Annotated in this window: 16 protein-coding genes and 1 tRNA gene; 4 read left to right on the forward strand and 13 right to left on the reverse strand. The window is 71.6% G+C overall.

Annotation, left to right across the window (positions count from 1 at the left end; genetic code table 11):
- Positions 1-74: 74 nt before the first annotated feature.
- From ACZ7KF_RS03335 to ACZ7KF_RS03345, 3 genes are read right to left on the reverse strand one after another with little or no spacing between them, the layout of a single operon-like run.
- Positions 75-959 carry an SDR family oxidoreductase gene (locus tag ACZ7KF_RS03335; protein ID WP_471068968.1) on the reverse strand — a complete coding sequence of 295 codons (885 nt, stop codon included), beginning with the start codon at positions 957-959 and terminating at the stop codon, positions 75-77.
- Positions 956-1,939, reverse strand: coding sequence for an alpha/beta fold hydrolase (locus tag ACZ7KF_RS03340; RefSeq protein WP_471068969.1), 984 nt, complete (start codon positions 1,937-1,939; stop codon positions 956-958). The genes ACZ7KF_RS03335 and ACZ7KF_RS03340 overlap by 4 nt, the downstream gene beginning before the upstream one ends.
- Entirely contained in the window at positions 1,936-3,453 is a 1,518-nt protein-coding gene (locus ACZ7KF_RS03345; RefSeq protein WP_471068971.1) for a flavin-containing monooxygenase, read from the reverse strand. The genes ACZ7KF_RS03340 and ACZ7KF_RS03345 overlap by 4 nt, the downstream gene beginning before the upstream one ends.
- A gap of 268 nt (positions 3,454-3,721) precedes the next feature.
- On the opposite strand from ACZ7KF_RS03345, the gene ACZ7KF_RS03350 reads away from it, so the two are divergent.
- Positions 3,722-4,342, forward strand: coding sequence for a MerR family transcriptional regulator (locus ACZ7KF_RS03350; RefSeq protein WP_471069567.1), 621 nt, complete (start codon positions 3,722-3,724; stop codon positions 4,340-4,342).
- Between the two features lie 15 nt (positions 4,343-4,357).
- On the opposite strand, the gene ACZ7KF_RS03355 is transcribed toward ACZ7KF_RS03350, so the two are convergent.
- Complete coding sequence (locus ACZ7KF_RS03355; RefSeq protein ID WP_471068973.1) at positions 4,358-5,161, reverse strand: exodeoxyribonuclease III; 804 nt, start codon at positions 5,159-5,161, stop codon at positions 4,358-4,360.
- Between the two features lie 146 nt (positions 5,162-5,307).
- Between ACZ7KF_RS03355 and ACZ7KF_RS03360 the strand changes: the two genes are divergently transcribed.
- Both ACZ7KF_RS03360 and ACZ7KF_RS03365 read left to right on the forward strand, forming a co-directional pair.
- Entirely contained in the window at positions 5,308-5,784 is a 477-nt protein-coding gene (locus ACZ7KF_RS03360; RefSeq protein WP_471068974.1) for a GNAT family N-acetyltransferase, read from the forward strand.
- Between the two features lie 186 nt (positions 5,785-5,970).
- Positions 5,971-6,954, forward strand: coding sequence for a DMT family transporter (locus ACZ7KF_RS03365; protein ID WP_471068976.1), 984 nt, complete (start codon positions 5,971-5,973; stop codon positions 6,952-6,954).
- Here ACZ7KF_RS03365 and ACZ7KF_RS03370 read toward each other — a convergent pair.
- The 8 genes from ACZ7KF_RS03370 to galU form a co-directional block, all read right to left on the reverse strand.
- The gene (locus ACZ7KF_RS03370; protein WP_471068978.1) at positions 6,900-7,811 is read right to left on the reverse strand and encodes a LysR family transcriptional regulator; all 912 of its coding nucleotides are present in this window, start codon (positions 7,809-7,811) and stop codon (positions 6,900-6,902) included. The two genes, ACZ7KF_RS03365 and ACZ7KF_RS03370, sit on opposite strands and share 55 nt — an antisense overlap.
- A 204-nt stretch (positions 7,812-8,015) precedes the next feature.
- Positions 8,016-8,089 (reverse strand) — tRNA-Ala (locus ACZ7KF_RS03375).
- A gap of 111 nt (positions 8,090-8,200) precedes the next feature.
- Complete coding sequence (sepX, locus tag ACZ7KF_RS03380) at positions 8,201-9,445, reverse strand: divisome protein SepX/GlpR (RefSeq protein ID WP_471068980.1); 1,245 nt, start codon at positions 9,443-9,445, stop codon at positions 8,201-8,203.
- 178 nt (positions 9,446-9,623) lie between these two features.
- The gene (locus tag ACZ7KF_RS03385; RefSeq protein ID WP_471068981.1) at positions 9,624-10,313 is read right to left on the reverse strand and encodes a GNAT family N-acetyltransferase; all 690 of its coding nucleotides are present in this window, start codon (positions 10,311-10,313) and stop codon (positions 9,624-9,626) included.
- 20 nt (positions 10,314-10,333) lie between these two features.
- Positions 10,334-10,870, reverse strand: coding sequence for a MogA/MoaB family molybdenum cofactor biosynthesis protein (locus ACZ7KF_RS03390; protein WP_471068982.1), 537 nt, complete (start codon positions 10,868-10,870; stop codon positions 10,334-10,336).
- Positions 10,867-11,379, reverse strand: coding sequence for a cyclic pyranopterin monophosphate synthase MoaC (gene moaC / locus ACZ7KF_RS03395; protein WP_471068984.1), 513 nt, complete (start codon positions 11,377-11,379; stop codon positions 10,867-10,869). Before moaC ends, ACZ7KF_RS03390 begins: the two co-directional genes overlap by 4 nt.
- A gap of 128 nt (positions 11,380-11,507) precedes the next feature.
- Complete coding sequence (gene glp, locus ACZ7KF_RS03400; RefSeq protein ID WP_471068986.1) at positions 11,508-12,830, reverse strand: molybdotransferase-like divisome protein Glp; 1,323 nt, start codon at positions 12,828-12,830, stop codon at positions 11,508-11,510.
- Positions 12,827-13,738 (reverse strand): UTP--glucose-1-phosphate uridylyltransferase GalU, encoded by a 912-nt coding sequence (gene galU, locus ACZ7KF_RS03405; RefSeq protein WP_471068988.1) that lies wholly within the window; start codon positions 13,736-13,738, stop codon positions 12,827-12,829. Before galU ends, glp begins: the two co-directional genes overlap by 4 nt.
- Before the next feature lie 134 nt (positions 13,739-13,872).
- On the opposite strand from galU, the gene ACZ7KF_RS03410 reads away from it, so the two are divergent.
- Positions 13,873-14,454, forward strand: coding sequence for a 5-formyltetrahydrofolate cyclo-ligase (locus tag ACZ7KF_RS03410; RefSeq protein ID WP_471068990.1), 582 nt, complete (start codon positions 13,873-13,875; stop codon positions 14,452-14,454).
- 127 nt (positions 14,455-14,581) lie between these two features.
- Here the strand turns inward: ACZ7KF_RS03410 and ACZ7KF_RS03415 are convergent, their stop codons facing one another.
- On the reverse strand, positions 14,582-17,455 hold the full coding sequence (locus ACZ7KF_RS03415; protein WP_471068992.1) for a penicillin acylase family protein: 2,874 nt from the start codon (positions 17,453-17,455) through the stop codon (positions 14,582-14,584).
- Positions 17,456-17,487 lie beyond the last annotated feature (32 nt).

A 17,487-nucleotide genomic window follows, 5' to 3' on the forward strand; every position in this document is an offset into this window, starting at 1 on the left:
GGTGTGGGTGGGGATTCGGCCCCTCGGAGGGGCCTCGACCAGATTCACACGGGCGAACACCCTGCGCATGTCGATCAGTTACGGTGCGTAGCGCGAGCCGCCTCGTCGGCCGCACCCCCCGCGCCGACCAGCCCGGAACTCATCCCCTGGAGCCGGGGCGCGAACCGCTTCATCTCGCGCTGCCCGACCGTCCCGATGAGCGCCGGGAGACAGCCGCGCACGCCCTGCATACCGCGCAGCCACCACTGCCCGTACACATGCGCCGAGCGCCGCTCGATGCCGGCGACGATCCGGTCCACCGCGGGCCCCAGCGGGTACGTCTTGTTCGACGGCCAGGGCAGCCGCTGCCGCAACTCCCGCATCACGTCGTCCTGGTCGGCGCCGCGCACCATGTCGGTGTCGGTCCACGACAGGTACCCGACGCCCACGCGCACCCCCTGGTAGCCGACCTCGGCGCGCAGGCTGTGCGCGTACGCCTCCACACCCGACTTGGACGCGCAGTACGCCGTCATCATCGGCGCCGGCGTGATCGCGGCGAGCGAGGCGATCTGCAGCAGATAGCCCCGGCTCTCGACCAGCACCGGCAGGAACGCCCGCGCGGTCACGGCGGAACCGATCAGGTTCACCTCGATCACCCGCCGCCACGCCTGCGGATCGGAGTCGGCGAACGGACCGCCGGTCGCCACACCGGCGTTGGCGACCACGATGTCGACCTTCCCGAACCGCTCCTTCACCTCCTGCGCGACCCGGCTCATCGCCTCGTGGTCGGTGACATCGGCGTACCAGTGGTCGCTGTCGCTGTGCAGCCGCCCGGAGACCTCCTTGAGCGCCTCCTCCTCCAGCCCGACCAGCGCGACCTTCGCCCCGCGCGCGGACAGCTTGCGCGCCAGCAGTTCGCCGACGCCGCGCGCCGCTCCGGTGACGACCGCGACCTGTCCTTCGAGGCTGACCTTGCTCATGCGCCCTCCTTGATCTGCGCGGGGGTGGCACGGTGCTCGTGGTCCCGCTCGGGGCCGTCCCCCGTGACGTACGTGGTGACAAGCTCCCGGATCCTGCCGGTCACCGGCTCGGGAGCCTCGATCGGGGTCATGTGGCCGATGCCGGGCAGTTCGGTGAGACCGACACACTGCGGCAGCGCGGCGACCAGCGCGTGGGCGTGCACCGGGGGCGTGAGCCGGTCGGAAGCGCCGTGCAGCACCGCGGTGGGCGCCTGCAACTCCCGTACGCCGTGGTCGAGATCGAGCGCCTCCAGTACGGCCGCCCACGCATGGCGCACGGCGCGTGGACAGGCGTGCACGATCCGCGCGCACGCCTCCACCCGGTGCGGTGCGGAAGCGGCGCCCATGGTGGCGTACTTGAGGATGCTCTTCGCGACCGGCGTCACCGGACCGAGGGGGGCGCGTGAACCGAGAATGCGCCCGGTGATCCAGGTGCGTGCCCGACCGGCGCGCAACGGCACCACGCGCGCCTCGGCGACCAGCCGCGAACTGCCCGTGCTGCACAGCAGAACAGCGGCGGCGTGCTCCCGGAAGCGGGGGCGCCCGGCCGCGGCCATGACCGTCATGCCGCCCATGGAATGGCCGACGATCAGCGCCTTCTCCCCGTGCGCGAGTGTCTCCGCGAGTACCGCTTCGAGATCGTCCGCCAGCGCGTGGGTGGTACACGCCCGGCTCGCGGGAGAGCGCCCGTGCCCCCGCTGGTCGTAGGCGATCACCCGGTGATCGGCCGCCAGGTCCCGTATCTGGGCAGCCCAGAACGCCGTCGAGCAGGTCCAGCCGTGGGAGAGGACGACCGGGGGCGCGTCCTCGGGGCCGTGCACCTCGACGTGCAGTCGCGCGCCGTCGGCGGAGACCGCGGTCAGCGTGCGGGAGGGAACGGGCGGGGCGTACGGGCCGGAGGTGACGGAGGCGCCGCGGGGCACGGAGGGGCGCCGGCTCATGCGGTGGCCTCGCTGCGCTCGCGGGCCACCGAGGCCCCCGCCACCGGCTTGCGGACGACCTCGTACTCGCCGAGGTCCACCCGCCGGGTCGCGCGCCGGAACTCGGTCGTCGTACCGGGCCAGATGGTGGTGTTGCGACCGCTCGCGTCCAGGTACCAGCTCGTGCAGCCGCCGGTGTTCCACACGGTCCGCTTCATGCGCTCCTGGACCTCGTGGTTCCAGTTCTCCACGGCGGCGGGCCGGGCGTCGAGGGCGGTACGGCCGCCGAGGACGTCGAGCTGGCGCAGGTAGTCGGCCATGTAGTTCAGCTGGGACTCGATCATCAGGATCATGGAGGAGTTCCCGAGGCCGGTGTTGGGGCCGATGATCGTCATCCAGTTCGGGAACCCGGCCGCCGAGGCGCCGCGCAGCGCCTGCATGCCGTTCTTCCAGGACTCCGCGAGCGTGATGCCCTCGGTCCCGACCACGCGCTCGGCGATCGGCATGTCCGTGACGTGGAAGCCCGTACCGAAGATGATCGCGTCGACCTCGGCCTCGGTGCCGTCGGCGGCGACCACCGTCGACCCGCGGATCTCGGCGAGTCCGCTCGCCACGACGTCCACGTTGGGGCGGGCCAGCGCCGGGTAGTACGTGCTGGACAGCAGGATCCGCTTGCAGCCGATGCGGTAGTCCGGGGTGAGCTTGGCCCGCAGGGCGGGATCCTTGACGGAGCGGGCCATGTTGCGCTTGGCCAGCTGTTCGACGAGGCCGAGTTCGTCCGGGTGCTTGGTGAACGCCTGCACCTGCAGCTCCCGGATGCCCCACAGCAGTCCGCGCCGGGCCTGGGCGGTGAGGGGCAGCCGCCGGTGCAGCCACCGCTCGGCGCCGCTGATGGCGCGGTCGACGCGGGGCATCACCCACGGCGGGGTGCGCTGGAAGAGGGTGAGCCGGCCGACCTGCGGCTGGATGGCGGGCACGATCTGGATCGCGGACGCACCGGTGCCGACCATGGCGACCCGCTTGCCGCGCAGGTCGTAGTCGTGGTCCCAGCGGGCGGAGTGGAACACCTTGCCCGGGAAGGACTCCAGGCCCGGGATCTCGGGGATCTTCGGGTCGGACAGCGGCCCGGTGGCGGAGACGACGACGTCGGCGGTCAGCGAGCCGCGAGCGGTCTCGATGTTCCACCGCAGCTTGTCGTTGTCCCAGGTCATCAGCTTCACCTCGGAGTCGAGGCGGAGGTGCGGGCGCAGTCCGAACAGGTCGGTGACGTGCTCCAGGTAGGCGCGGATGTGCCGCTGCCCGGAGAAGGTGCGCGGCCAGTCCGGGTTGGGCGCGAAGGAGAAGGAGTAGAGGTGCGAGGGCACGTCGCAGGCGCACCCGGGGTAACTGTTGTCCCGCCAGGTGCCGCCGACGCTGTCGGCGCGCTCCAGAACGACGAAGTCGGTGATCCCCTCGCGGCGCAGCCGCACCGCGGCCCCCAGCCCGCCGAACCCGGACCCGATCACCGCCACCCGTACATGCTCGTGCTGGGCCATCCCGAAGCCTCCACGCATCGCCTAGGAACTCGTGCGAACTCTGCCAGTGATTACTGGCGCAATGGGACTGTAGAGCAGCCGCGTACCGAGCGGTAGGGGGCGCGAGGGGGAAGTTACCGGCGGTACACCTTAGGCTGCGGGCGTGGCAGAGGACGCAGAACGCACGGAGGCACACCCGGACCCGGCCGCCCCGCCCACGCGCCCGGAGCGGGCCGCCCCGCCGGCGCGCCCGGGGTCGGCACCACCCGAGGTCCCGCGCGAGTACCGCATGGAGGAACTGGCCCGGCTGGCCGGCATCACCGTGCGCACCCTGCGCTTCTACCGCGAGCGCAAGCTGCTCCCGCCGCCCCGCCGCGAGGGCCGCATCGCCTGGTACGACGACCACCACCTGGCCCGCCTGCGCACCATCGCGGCGCTCCTGGAGCGCGGCCACACCCTGAACGGCATCGCGGAGCTGGCCGAGGCCTTCGACCACGGCCGGGACGTCGCGGACGTGCTCGGCGTCGGCACGCCCACCGAGGAGGAACCGGTCCGCCTCACCCCCGAGGAACTCGCGGCCCGCTTCGAGGGCGAGGTCACCCCGGACAATCTCGCCGCCGCCATGGAACTGGGCTACCTCGGCACCGACGGCGACGAGATCGTCCACATCAGCCGGCGCCTGCTGGACGTCTCCTCGGCGCTGGTCCGCGAGGGCATCCCGCTCGCCGAGGTCCTCGCCTCCGCCGCCCGCGTCCGCGACCACGCCGAAGCCCTGGCCGCGCTCTTCACCGACCTGATCCTGCGCCACGCCCCCGAGGAAGACCTGCAGCGCCTGCGCCCCCTGGCCCGCAGCGTCGTGGAGGCGGAACTCTCCCTGGCCCTGGACCGGCGGCTGAACAAGGCCCGCTGAGAGCGGGCCGGATGCTCAGAGGTCGTAGACGACGGTGACCGGCGCGTGGTCCGACCACCGCTCGGCGTGCGTGGCCGCGCGCTCCACGAACCCCTTGACCGCCTTGCCGGCGAGCCCGGGCGTGGCGCCGTGGTAGTCGATCCTCCACCCCGAATCGTTGTCGAAAGCCCGCCCCCGGTAGGACCACCAGGTGTACGGCCCCTCGACGTCGGGGTGCAGGGCGCGGACGACGTCGACGTAGCCGCCCTCCTCGGGGGCGAACACCCGGCCGAGCCAGTCGCGCTCCTCGGGCAGGAAGCCGGAGTTCTTGGTGTTGGCGCGCCAGTTCTTGAGGTCGGCCTGCTGGTGGGCGATGTTCCAGTCGCCGCACACGAGGACCTCGCGCCCGTCGGCGGCGGCCCGCTCGCGCAGGTCCTTCAGGTGGGCGAGGAACTCGTCCATGAAGCGGATCTTCTCGTCCTGCCGCTCGGTGCCGACCTCGCCGGAGGGCAGATAGAGGGAGGCGACGGTGACGCCGGGCAGCTCCGCCTCGACGTAGCGCCCGCTGCCGTCGAACTCGGCGGAGCCGAAGCCGACGCGGACGCGGTCGGGCTCGCGCCGGGTGTAGAGGGAGACGCCCGCGCGGCCCTTGGCGGCGGCCGGGGCGTGCACGACGTGCCAGCCCTCGGGCTGCCGGACCTCCTCGGGCAGCTGGTGGGGCTCGGCGCGCACCTCCTGCAGGCAGACGACGTCCGCGTCGGTCCCGGCGAGCCACTCCACGAAGCCCTTCTTCGCGGCGGCCCGCAACCCGTTCACGTTCACCGAGGTCACCGTCAGCAAAGCACTCTCCTCGACCTCACAGTCGACCTCGTCGGCAGGACGCGTCGTCCGAGGCCCCAGTCAGCACCCAGGGCACGATACCGGCACACTGGTCGGGGTCCGCACCACCGGAAACCCGTCGCCTGCATAGAAGTACGATATCCCGCATGTTTATACGCCCTGTTCGCTTCGATCACCCCGACGCCGTGAAGCTCAACGACGAGGTCCAGGCCGAATACCACCTGCGCTACGGCGACGGGGGCGACGCCACGGTCCTGGACGCCGGTGACTTCACCCCGCCCCGGGGGGTGTACCTGATCGCGTACGACGAGCTCGACCGCCCCGTGGCCACCGGCGGCTGGCGCAGCCAGGACCGCAACCCCGAGGGCAACGAGGACGGGGACGCGGAGCTGAAGCGCATGTACGTCGTCGATGCGATGCGCGGCCGGGGCCTGGCGCGCCGCATGCTCGCGGCCCTGGAGGAGGACGCCCGCACGGCGGGCCGGATCCGCATGGTCCTGGAGACCGGCACCAAGCAGCCGGAGGCCATCGCCCTGTACACCTCCAGCGGTTACGCGCCCTGCAAGAAGTTCGGCTACTACCGCGACCACGAGGAAAGCCTCTGCTTCGCCAAGCGGCTCTGACCCGCCGCCACCGGCGTCACCGGGCCCCATCGACGGCTTCGATGGGGGCATCGGTTTCCTTGCCCAGCGGGCCGTGGACCGGGTCCCGCCCCAGCTCGTAGCGTCGTCTCGCGCCGGCCGCACACGGGCCGGCGCCGACCGGGCCTCGATCCGGCCGGACCGGGCTCGCGGAAGGGGAGGGGCGACATGAGTGCACCAGGGGGACGGGCGAGCGCATCGGGCGCGGGGGCCGGCCAGGAGACGCGCGGGGCGGTGGAACTGACGGCGGCCATGCTGCTGTCCGGCACCATCGGGGTCTTCGTCGTGGAGTCCGGCGCCTCACCGTTCAACGTGGTCTTCTACCGGTGCGTCTTCGGCGCCCTGTTCCTCGGCGCGTACTGCGCGCTCCGCGGCTTCTTCAGGAACCACGGCTTCACCCCGAAGAAGCTCGCCCTGGCCGCCCTCGGCGGCGTGTTCATCGTGTTCAACTGGGCGTTCCTCTTCGAGGCGTACGGCAGGACGTCCATCTCGGTGGCCACAGTCGTCTACCACACGCAGCCGTTCTTCGTGGTGCTGCTGGGCGCCCTGTTCTTCAAGGACCGCATCACGGGCCAGAAGGCGGGCTGGCTGCTCGTGGCCTTCCTCGGGCTCGTCCTCGTCGCCGGCGTCTCCGCCTCCGACCTCTCCGGCGACAGCGCCTACCTCGTGGGGCTGGGGTACGCCCTGCTGGCCGCCCTGTTCTACGGCCTGTCCACGATCATCACCAAGCGTGTGACCGGAGTGAAGCCCCATCTGATCGCGCTGGTGCAGGTCCTGCTCGGCATCCCGCTGCTGCTGCCCTTCACCCGCCTCGGCCAGAGCGCGCACCTCGGCGCCGGCTGGGGCTGGCTCGCCGGCCTCGGTCTCCTGCACACCGGCGTGATGTACGCCCTGATGTACTCCGCCTACCAGAAGCTGCCCACGCCGAAGATCGCCGTGCTCGCCTTCGTGTACCCGGCCGCCGCGCTGCTCTGCGACTGGGCGGTCTACGGCCACCACATCACCTGGACGCAGGCCCTGGGCGTGCCCCTGATCGTGGCGGCTTCCCTGGGCACCAACCTGGGGTGGGGCGCCGGCCGGCGCAGGGCGGGCGCGGTTCAGTCCGAGCCGTCCGGCGGCACGCCCTCCTCGTGCATCAGCCGCACCGCCTGATCGATGAACAGCTTCAGCTCCCGGGACAGCCGTCTGCCTCCGCGCCACGCCAGCTGGGTGCTGACGGAGAAGGGGGCGTCCCACGGCAGCGCCGTCATCTCGCCCTTCTCCAGCTCCGCGGCCGCGGTGACCCGGGGAAGCAGCGCGATCCCGAGTCCGGACACCACGCCCTTCTTGATCGCCTCGATGGTGCCGAACTCCAGGAACGGCGCCCTCGCCGTGTCGCGCAGCTCCGCCTCGAACAGATCGCGGTAGGCGCATCCGGCCTCGGTCGCCAGGACGGACACCGACCGCAGATCGTCCAGGGACAGCTCCGGCCGCCGTGCCAGCGGGTGGCCGGGGGCCGCGACGAGCACCAGCGGCTCCTCGGCCAGCACCACCGACTCCAGTCCCGGGTGCCGCGTCTCCTGCTCCATGAGGAAGCCGATGTCGAAGGCGCCCTGGCGGAGCGCGTGCCGGGTCTCGGCGCACAGGCTCGGCCGCAGCGAGAGCTGCACCTTGGGATAGCGGTGGTGGAAGAACTCCAGCAGCGGGGGCATGCGATAGGAGGTGACGCTCTCCATCGTGCCGATCACGAGCGTCCCCGACGGGCCGTCCCCGCCGGCCACGTCCGCGCGAGCCGCCTCGACCAGCGCCAGGATCTGGTCGGCGTACTCCAGCAGTTTCTCCCCGGCCGGGGTCAGCCGGATCCGTCCGCCGAGCCGGTCGAACAGTTCCGTGCCCAGCGAGGTCTCCAGCGCGCGGATCTGCGTCGTCACGCTCGACTGCGCGTAGCTGAGCTCCTCCGCGGCCCGTGTGAAACTCAGCAGCGCCGCGACCTTCTGGAACGTGACCAGGTGGCGCATCTCCACCGTCATCCCCCTGCGGTTCAACCCCCGGTGAAGAGATCGTCCGCGGAGACGCGCAGTGGCGCCAACCGGTGTGATCCCTGTCACCACCGACCTGGGCGCGACCTGGTGCCGCGCCTTCCTGCCCCGTAAACGACGAAGATCCCGACCGATCGTGATGATCGGCGGGATCTTCGTCCACCATTCCCGAGCTGACTCGGGAACAGTCGTGCGTGGACCTGAGGGGATTTGAACCCCTGGCCCCCTCGATGCGAACGAGGTGCGCTACCGGACTGCGCCACAGGCCCTTGCAACGAGTGAAACTCTAGCATCCCGATCGGGGTGCTTGGAAATCCGCTCCCTGACTGGTCAGAGGCCGGGTTGCCGACGGGGGCGGTCCGGGCGGGAGAGCGGGCTCGTCACTCGTTGGCGGCGCGCGGGCGCTCGCCGTCCTCGTACTGGTCGAAGAGCGGCGTGCGTCCGCGCTCACGTGCCCGGCGCGCCGAGGCCGCACCGGCGCTCCCGCCGCGCGAGCGCGTGCGGGCGCGCGGCGGGGTGTCGCCGCGGCCGTCCGCCGGCTTGCCCCCGGACGCCCGCTCCGGCTCGGCGGCCCCGCTCTCCGGCGCCTGGCCCGCCTCGTGCTCCGGCACGACCGCGCTGGACCGCGCCGAGCTCCATGTGTCGGGCGCCCCGAGGTCCACGTCGGAGGTCGCGCGCGGGGCGACGGGCGCGGTCACGTACGTCGGCAGCGGCACCGGCACCGGGTCCCAGCTGTCCCCGTGCCCGGGTCGCCGCTGCCGCTCGCGCTGCTGGTCGACCCACTCGGCGTGGTCGGTCTGCTCGACGAGGGCGCGCCGGTCGGCGGCGAGCGCGGAGAGCCCGGTGTCGGTCCCGGTGTCCTGGTCCTGGTCCGGCTCCTCGACGACGAGACCCTCGTCGAGGGGCGCGCGCCGGCGCGGCTGGCGCTCACGCAGGCGCTGGGCGGCGGCCTCGGCCTGCCGGCGGTCCATCTGGTAGGCGAAGCGCCGGCGCTCCTGCACCCGCAGGTGGGCGATGTACGCGCTGAGCAGCACGGCCGGCACGCCGGGCACCCACAGGAAGGTGAGGCCGCCCACGGCGGCGACGACCGCGCCGAGCGTGAAGCAGAGGAAGAGCATCACGGTGGTGCGCCGGCGGCGTGCCAGGACCTTCGTGCGGCGGGCACGCGCCGCGGCGGCCTGCGCCGAGGGAGCCCGCCGGGCGCCCGGTTCGCGCTGCTGCGCGGGTGTGGTCCCGGAGGGGTGCCCGGGCGCGGGGGCGGACTCGGGCGCCGGTGCGGCGTCCTGGTCACGCGCTGGTTCCGTGCCGTCGGGCGCCTCGGGCTCGGTTCCGACGCCGACCTGACGGCGGGTCGGAGGCATGGCGAAGGCCCGGACGTCCACCGAGTCGGTGACGGCGTCCGGATCGCCGGTTCCCGGCTCCCCCTCCTGGGCGGAGCGCGCCCGCAGGTCCCTGGCGTACCGGCGCTCCATGCCCGCCCGTCCGGAAAGCAGCCGGATGGCGGTGCTGAAGCGTTCCGTCGGACGGGCCTCGTTCAGCTCGTCCTGCCTACGGAGCCACATCGGCACCAAGTAGGCGGCCCAGGCCCCGACAATGACTGCGTAGATGAGGCCGCTGCTGCTCACGCCTCACACGGTAGAGGGGTTTGCGTGGGGCCATCCGCCAATTGGGCCGGTGTGTCGCACGATCTGGCTGATATTTCCAGCATTTTTTGCGACCGATGCGATCAGGGGACCGCCCTCAGGCGCGAATTCAGCGCTCTGAGACGGTCAGCACTCGATCAATTTCGAACACATATTCAATTTACGGCCGTTCGGCGGGATTCCCGGGCGCGTTCCCCGGATTCCTCGCCGTGCCCGGCGTGCCCGCCCCGCCCCCGTTGCCGGCGGGCCGCTCGGCCCGCCTCTGGGAGCGCGCCCGCCGCCACCGCGCGAGCAACCCGTCGGGCACCTCTTCCGCGGTGAGCGCGAAGACGAGATGGTCGCGCCAGGCGCCGTCGATGTGCAGATAACGCGGCCGGAGCCCCTCCTCGCGGAATCCGAGTTTCTCCACGACTCTCCGGCTCGGCCGGTTCTCGGGGCGAATGCAGACCTCGATCCGGTGCAGCCCGACGGTGCGGAAACAGTGGTCCACCACGAGCGCGACGGCCGTCGGCATCACTCCGCGCCCCGCCACCGACTCGTCCACCCAGTAGCCGACGTGGCCCGAGCACATCGATCCCCAGGTGATCCCGGCGACCGTCAACTGCCCGACCAGTTGCCCCTGGTACTCGATGACGAACGGCAGCATCCGGCCCGCGCCCGCCTCGGAGCGCAGATGCCGGACCATCTGGCGGTACGTCGGCCGGTGCGCGATCGGTCCGCTCGGCGTGGGCGGCGGGATCGTCGCCTCCCAGGGGCGCAGCCAGTCGCGGTTGCGCCGGTTCACCTCGCGCCAGGCCCGCTGGTCGCGCAGTTTTATCGGCCGGAGAACGACATCGCCGTCCGCCAGCACGACGGGCCAGGAAGGGCTGTTCAGCTCGCACCCCCACTACCGGGTCTGGGGTGGTCACCGCCGCGGATCTGGTCCACGGTGTGGATCAGCAGGGGCTCCAGGACGGCGAGGCCGTCCCGCACACCGCCGGTCGATCCCGGCAGGTTGACGATCAGCGTCCCCTTGGCGACTCCCGCCAGGCCCCGGGACAGCGCGGCGGTCGGCACCTTCTCCCGTCCGTACGCGCGGACGGCCTCCGCGATGCCCGGCACCTCGTAGTCGATCACCGCGCGGGTCGCCTCGGGCGTGCGGTCGGTGGGCGAGACGCCGGTGCCGCCGGTGGTGACGACGACGTCGTACGCCGCCTCCACGGCCGCCCGCAGCGCCGCTTCCACCGGATCCCCGTCCGGCACCACCCGCGGCCCGTCCACGGCGAAGCCGAGGTCCCGCAGGCCCTTCACGATCAGCGGGCCGCCCTTGTCCTCGTAGACACCGGCGGCGGCCCGGTTGGAGGCGGTGACGACCAGCGCGGCGTACGGTGCCCGCAGCGCGCCCCCGATGCTGTCGTCGAATGTCATGCCCGGCTCCAGTCGCCCGACTTGCCGCCCGTCTTCTCCTCCACCCGCACGTCCGTGATGACCGCTCCCTTGTCGACCGCCTTGACCATGTCGATCACGGTGAGCGCGGCGACCGTCACGGCGGTGAGGGCCTCCATCTCGACACCCGTGCGGTCCGTCGTCCTCACGGTGGCCAGGATCTCCACGGCGTCGTCCGCGACCGACAGATCCAGTTTCACACCGGACACCGACAACGGGTGACACAGCGGGATCAGATCCGGAGTGCGCTTGGCGCCCATGATCCCGGCGATGCGCGCGGTGGCCAGGGCGTCTCCCTTGGGCATCCCCTCACCGCGCAGCAGTTCGACCACGCGCGGTGAGACCAGGACCCGGCCGCTGGCACGGGCGGTGCGCGCGGTCACGTCCTTCTCCGACACATCGACCATGCGGGCCGCACCCGCCTCGTCGATGTGGGTCAGCCGTTCCGGCACAGAGGATCCGGGGGTCTCCCCCCGGGAAGGCACAGTCATGGTGTGTGACGCTCCCGGTCCGGGCCCGTCGCGGTGCGGAGCGCGGGCCTGCTGTGCGCGACACGCTACCGCCAAGCCGGCCCGTCCACCGGACCAGGACCGTCCTGTGGACGGGGCCCGCGCGCACGTCAGCCGAGCAGGACGACCTCCACCTCGCCGCCGGGCTCGGCGGCCTCCACGTCCTCGGGGAGGACGATCAGCGCATCGGCCCGGGCCAGCGCCGCGATCAGGTGGGAACCGGCTCCGCCCACCGGGGCCACCTCCCCGTCGGTGTACGTCCCGCGCAGGAACTGGCGGCGTCCCTTGGGCGAGCGGAGCGCCGCGTCCGCCTTCAGGACGGCCCGCGTGCGGGGCCGGTGGAGATCGGCGAGGCCCATCAGCGCGCGGATGGCGGGGCGGACGAACAGCTCGAAGGAGACGTACGACGACACGGGGTTGCCGGGCAGCGCCAGCAGCGGGGTGTGGTCGGGGCCGATCGACCCGAAGCCCTGGGGTTTGCCGGGCTGCATGGCGAGCCTGCGGAACTCCACGCCGCTGCCGGCCTCGTCCTCGTCACCGACGTAGGACAGCGCCTCCTTGACCACGTCGTACGCCCCCACGCTCACCCCGCCCGTGGTCACCAGCAGGTCCGCGCGGATGAGCTGGTCCTCGATGGTGGAGCGGAGGGTCTCGGCGTCGTCGGCGACGGCGCCCACCCGGTAGGCGATGGCGCCCGCGTCACGGGCGGCGGCGGTGAGGGCGAAGCTGTTGGAGTCGTAGATCTGGCCGGTGGCCAGTTCCTCGCCGGGCTGGACGAGTTCGCTTCCGGTGGACAGGACGACCACGCGCGGGCGCGGACGCACGCGTACCGTGCCGCGGCCGATCGCGGCGAGCAGGGCGATCTGCGGCGGGCCGAGGATCGTCCCGGCCTCCAGGGCCCGGTCGCCTGCGCGCACGTCGCTGCCCCGGTCGCGCACGTGCGCGCGTGCCTCGACGGGGCGGTACACGTGCACGTGCCCCTCGGCGCCCTCGGGAGCCAGGCTGCGCGCCCGCATGCCGCTCACCGGGCCTTCGCCGAGCCCTCCGTCGGTCCACTCGACGGGGACGACGGCCTCGGCGCCGGGCGGCAGCGGCGCGCCGGTCATGATGCGCGCGGCCTGCCCGGGCCCGACCCGCACCGGATCGGTCGCGCCCGCCGCGACGTCCCCGACGACCTCCAGGACGGCCGGGAACTCCTCGCCGGCGCCCGCGACGTCCGCGACCCGCACCGCGTACCCGTCCATGGAGCTGTTGTCGAACGGCGGCAGGGACACCGGCACCGTGACGTCGTCGACCAGGACACAGCCCTGGGCGTCGAGCAGTTGCAGCTCGATGGGTTCGAGGGGGCGGACGGTCGAGAGGATGTCCTCCAGATGCTCGTCCACCGACCACAGGTCGTCCGGGCCGGCGGAACGGGTCGCGGCGCTGCTCAAGATTGCTGCATCTCCTCGGCTACGTAACTGCGAAGCCAGGTCCGGAAGTCCGGTCCCAGGTCTTCACGTTCGCACGCGAGTCTGACAATGGCACGCAGGTAGTCGCCACGGTCGCCGGTGTCATAACGGCGGCCCGTGAAGACGACGCCGTGCACGGGGCCGCCGACCTTCTCGTCCTGCGCGAGCTGCTGGAGGGCGTCGGTGAGCTGGATCTCGCCGCCGCGGCCCGGCTCGGTCTTGCGCAGTATGTCGAAGATGTGCGGATCGAGGACATAGCGGCCGATGACCGCGTAGTTCGACGGGGCGTCCACCGGGTCCGGCTTCTCGACCAGGCCGGTCACCTTCACGACGTCACCGTCGGTGGTGGCCTCGACGGCCGCGCAGCCGTAGAGGTGGATCTGCTCGGGCGCGACCTCCATGAGGGCGATCACGCTGCCGCCGTGCTGCTCCTGGACCTCGATCATGCGCCGCAGCAGCGGGTCCCTGAGGTCGATCAGGTCGTCACCGAGGAGGACGGCGAAGGGCTCGTGGCCCACGTGCGGAGCAGCGCACAGCACGGCGTGACCGAGACCCCGGGGATCGCCCTGGCGCACGTAGTGCATGGTGGCCAGGTCGCTGGACTCCTGCACCTTCGCGAGCCGTTCGGCGTCGCCCTTCTTCTCGAGCGCCGACTCCAGCTCGTAGTTGCGGTCGAAGTGGTCCTCGAGGGGACGCTTGTTGCGTCCGGTGATCATGAGGACGTCGTCGAGCCCCGCCGACACGGCCTCCTCGACCACGTACTGGATCGCCGGCTTGTCTACGACCGGCAGCATCTCCTTGGGAGTGGCTTTGGTAGCCGGCAGGAACCGGGTGCCGAGGCCGGCTGCGGGAATGACAGCCTTGCTGATCCTGGGGTGGGACTGAGTCATGCCCGCAACCCTATCCGGTGCCTTTGTAGGGAATCTGTGGCTCCGGATGCTTGACCCTCATATGACCTGCATTAAGAAGGGTGCGCGAACGACCAGTGGTACACGTGGGACCTGCGGGCGAGCCTGACAAGCGCATGTTGCGGCGAGAGTTCCTCACGGTGAGGAACAGGTTGACGGAGGATGACGTCCGGGAGGCGGGGCGGGCGCTGGCGGAGCGCGCCCTGGACCTGCCCGAGCTGACGCGCGGGCGCACGGTGGCGGCGTACGTCTCGGTCGGGAACGAGCCCGGCACGCTCGCCCTGCTGGACGCGCTGCGCGCGCGGGACGTACGCGTCCTGCTCCCCGCCCTGCTGCCCGACAACGACTTGGACTGGGGCGAGTACACCGGCCCGGACTCCGTCGCCCGGGTGCGACACGGCGGGAGGATGGCGCTGTTCGAGCCCTCCGGCGCGCGACTCGGCCCGGACGCCGTGACGGCCGCGGACGTCGTCCTGCTGCCCGGTCTCGCGGTGGACGCGCGCGGGATGCGCCTGGGCCGCGGCGGAGGTTCGTACGACCGCGTGCTGGCCCGTCTGGAGCGTGCGGGCGCGCGGCCCCGGCTCGTGGTGCTGCTGTACGACACGGAGGTGGTCGCGCACGTCCCGGCGGAGGCGCACGACAAACCGGTGCACGCGGTGGTGACGCCCTCCGGCGTGCGCCGCTTCGCGCATCCCTGATCGGCACCCGGACCTCCCCGGGGTCCCGGCCTGCCGCCCGGCGGGCCGGGAAGGCTCCCTCGGAGAACGGGAAAGGGCCCTCCACGCGCGCGTGGAGGGCCCTTTCCCGCAGTACACCGTCAGCGGCTCACGGCTGGAGGACGAGCGTGTCGCTGGTGCTCTTGTCCACCGCCTTGCCCGTGAAGGACCAGGGCAGCAGCTCGCCCTTGACCCACTTGCCGGTCTGGTCCGTGTAGTGGGCGCTGAAGGCGTGCCCGGAGGCGCCCGTCAGGTTGATCCACTTGGACTTGTCGAGGTCGGCGAGGTTGACCACCATCCGCATGGACGGCACCCAGACCACGTTGTAGCCGCCGGCGGCGTTCCAGCCGGTCGCGTTCACCGTCGCCTCGCCGCCACCGAGCTTCCAGGGGCCGCGGTTGAGGAGGTACTGCAGGACCTTGGGCCCCTCGGTGCCGAGCGTCTGGTTCTTCAGGAACAGCCGGTGCAGGCGGCCCCAGCTCCAGGTGTCGATGTCCTTGCCGAGCTTGGCGGTCAGCTCCCAGCGGGCGTCGATCATGGCGCGGGCGAACAGCTGGTCACGGTTCTCGGCCTTGGGACGGGTGCCCGACGCGGGAGCCTTCCACCAGTCGCTGTCCGGCTTCTCCATCAGGGTGCGCACGACCTCGAACCAGCGGTCGCCGCCGTCCGGCTGCGCCCGGTCGGCAGCGCGCTGGCCGCACTCGCGCACCTTGGTGTCGTCGTCCACGGGGCCGGTGTTGTCGATCTTGTCGACCCACAGGCACTGCCCCTTGGCGCGCAGCTCCTTGGGCATCTTGTTGCCGAAGGCGAGCTTGAGGATGTTGCGCCAGACGGCGTTGAAGTACGCCGCCGCCGCGGAGTCGGCGTCCTGGGTGTAGTCCCAGCCCTCCAGCAGCTTCTGCGCCTGGCGGACGTCCGGGTCGTCGAGGTTGAGCTTCAGCAGCTTGGGCACCAGGAGCTTGGCGATCTCGCTGCTGTTGTCCAGCTGCATCTGCCGCATGTCGTCGGTGGAGATCTTGCCGCCGTCCTTGATCTTGGACTCGATCAGGTCGGTGATGCGCTGGCTGCGGGTGCCGTAGCCCCAGTCGGCGGTCAGCGTGTACGGGTACTTGTCCTGGTCGACCACGGCCTGGTTGGCGGTCACGATGTAGCCGCGCTCGGGGTCGTACTCGTAGGGCAGCTCGTCCTTCTTGATGAAGCCCGTCCAGCTGTACTTCGAGTCCCAGCCCGGCGCCGGGATGGTGCCGTCGTCCTTGGCGGAACGCGTGGGGATCTTGCCCGGCAGGGTGTAGCCGATGTGGTTGTCCGTGCTGGCGTAGACCAGGTTCTGCGAGGGCACGTCGAACAGGGCCGCCGCCGCGCGGAAGTCCTTCCAGTCGGCCGCCCTGTCGAGGGCGAACACCGCGTCCATGGAGGTGCCCGGGTCGAGCGCGGTCCACCTCAGGGCGATGCCGTAGCCGTCGCCCCGGTCGGGCGCGGCGGTGTTCACGGTGGCCTTCCTGCCGACCTGGACGAGTTCGTCGTCGCGGTCGGACAGCAGCGGCATCCCGTCCTGGGTCTGGCGGACGACGATCGTCTTGGCCTTGCCGCCGGCGACCTCGATCGTCTCCTCACGGGTCTTGAAGGGCCGGACCTTGCCGTCGTACAGGTAGCCGTTCGCGCTCACCTTCTCCAGGTAGAGATCGGTGACGTCGACGCCGGAGTTGGTCATGCCCCAGGCGATCTTCGCGTTGTGGCCGATGATCACACCGGGCATGCCGGCAAACGTGTAGCCCGTGACGTCGTAGCGGCACTTGTCGGAGACGGTCCGGCAGTGCAGGCCCATCTGGTACCAGACGGAGGGCAGGGACGCCGACAGGTGCGGGTCGTTGGCGAGCAGGGGCTTGCCGGAGATGGTGTACTGCCCGCCTACCACCCAGGAGTTGGAGCCGATGCCCTGGCCGTTCACACCGACGGCCGTGGGGAGGTCGTCCAGGACCTCGTGAAGGCCGCCCAGCTGGCCCGTGAGCGTCGAACCCGTGCCCGTCGGGGTCGAGGAGCCGGTCGTGCCCGTCGCGCCCTGGGAGGAGCCCGTGGTGCCCGTGGTGCCGGTGGCGCCCGTGGTGCCCCCCGTGCCCTGCGAGGAGCCGGTGGTGCCGGTGGTGCCCGTCGTGCCCGACGCGCCCGTCGTGCCCTGCGAGGTGCCGGTGGCGCCGCCCTGCTGGAAGGCGTTGGTCAGCTCGTCGTACTGGCCCTCCTGGACGATCGGCTTGTTGCGGCCGTAGGGGTACGCCGGGTACAGGTCCTGGATCTGCTGCGGGCCCAGGCGGCTGGTCATCAGGGCGCGGTCGACCTCGTCCTGCATGTTGCCGCGCAGGTCCCAGGCCATCGCCTTCAGCCAGGAGACGGAGTCGACCGGGGTCCACTTCGCCGGCTTGTAGTCGTTGGAGAAGCCCAGGGCCGCGTACTCCAGCGAGATGTCCTCGCCGTCCTTGCCCTGGAGGTAGGCGTTGACACCCTTGGCGTACGCCTGGAGGTACTTCTTGGTGGAGGCCGACAGCTTGTGGTCGTACTCCTGCTCGGCGATCCGGTCCCAGCCGAGGGTGCGCAGGAACTCGTCGTTCTCGACCTGGCTCTTGCCGAACATCTCCGACAGGCGCCCGGAGGTCATGTGCCGGCGCACGTCCATCTCGTAGAACCGGTCCTGCGCCTGGACGAAGCCCTGTGCCATGAACAGGTCCTCGTCCGAGGAGGCGTAGATCTGCGGGATGCCGTAGCCGTCCCGCTTCACGTCGACCGGGCCGGAGAGGCCGTCGAGCTTGATCGAACCGGTGGTCTGCGGGAAGGAGGCGCGGACCGTGCTGATCGACCAGTACGCCCCGTAGGCGATGCCTCCGATGATGGCCAGTACCAGCACAAGCACGACGAGTCGGGCTTTGCGCCCCCTCTTCCTGCCGGACTTGGCGGGCTTGTCACCCGTTGTGGCGGTGGTGTTGGGGGGCATCGCTGTCCTTGCTGTCCTAACGCGAGCGGCAG

This window comes from Streptomyces sp. NPDC038200, assembly GCF_055600785.1.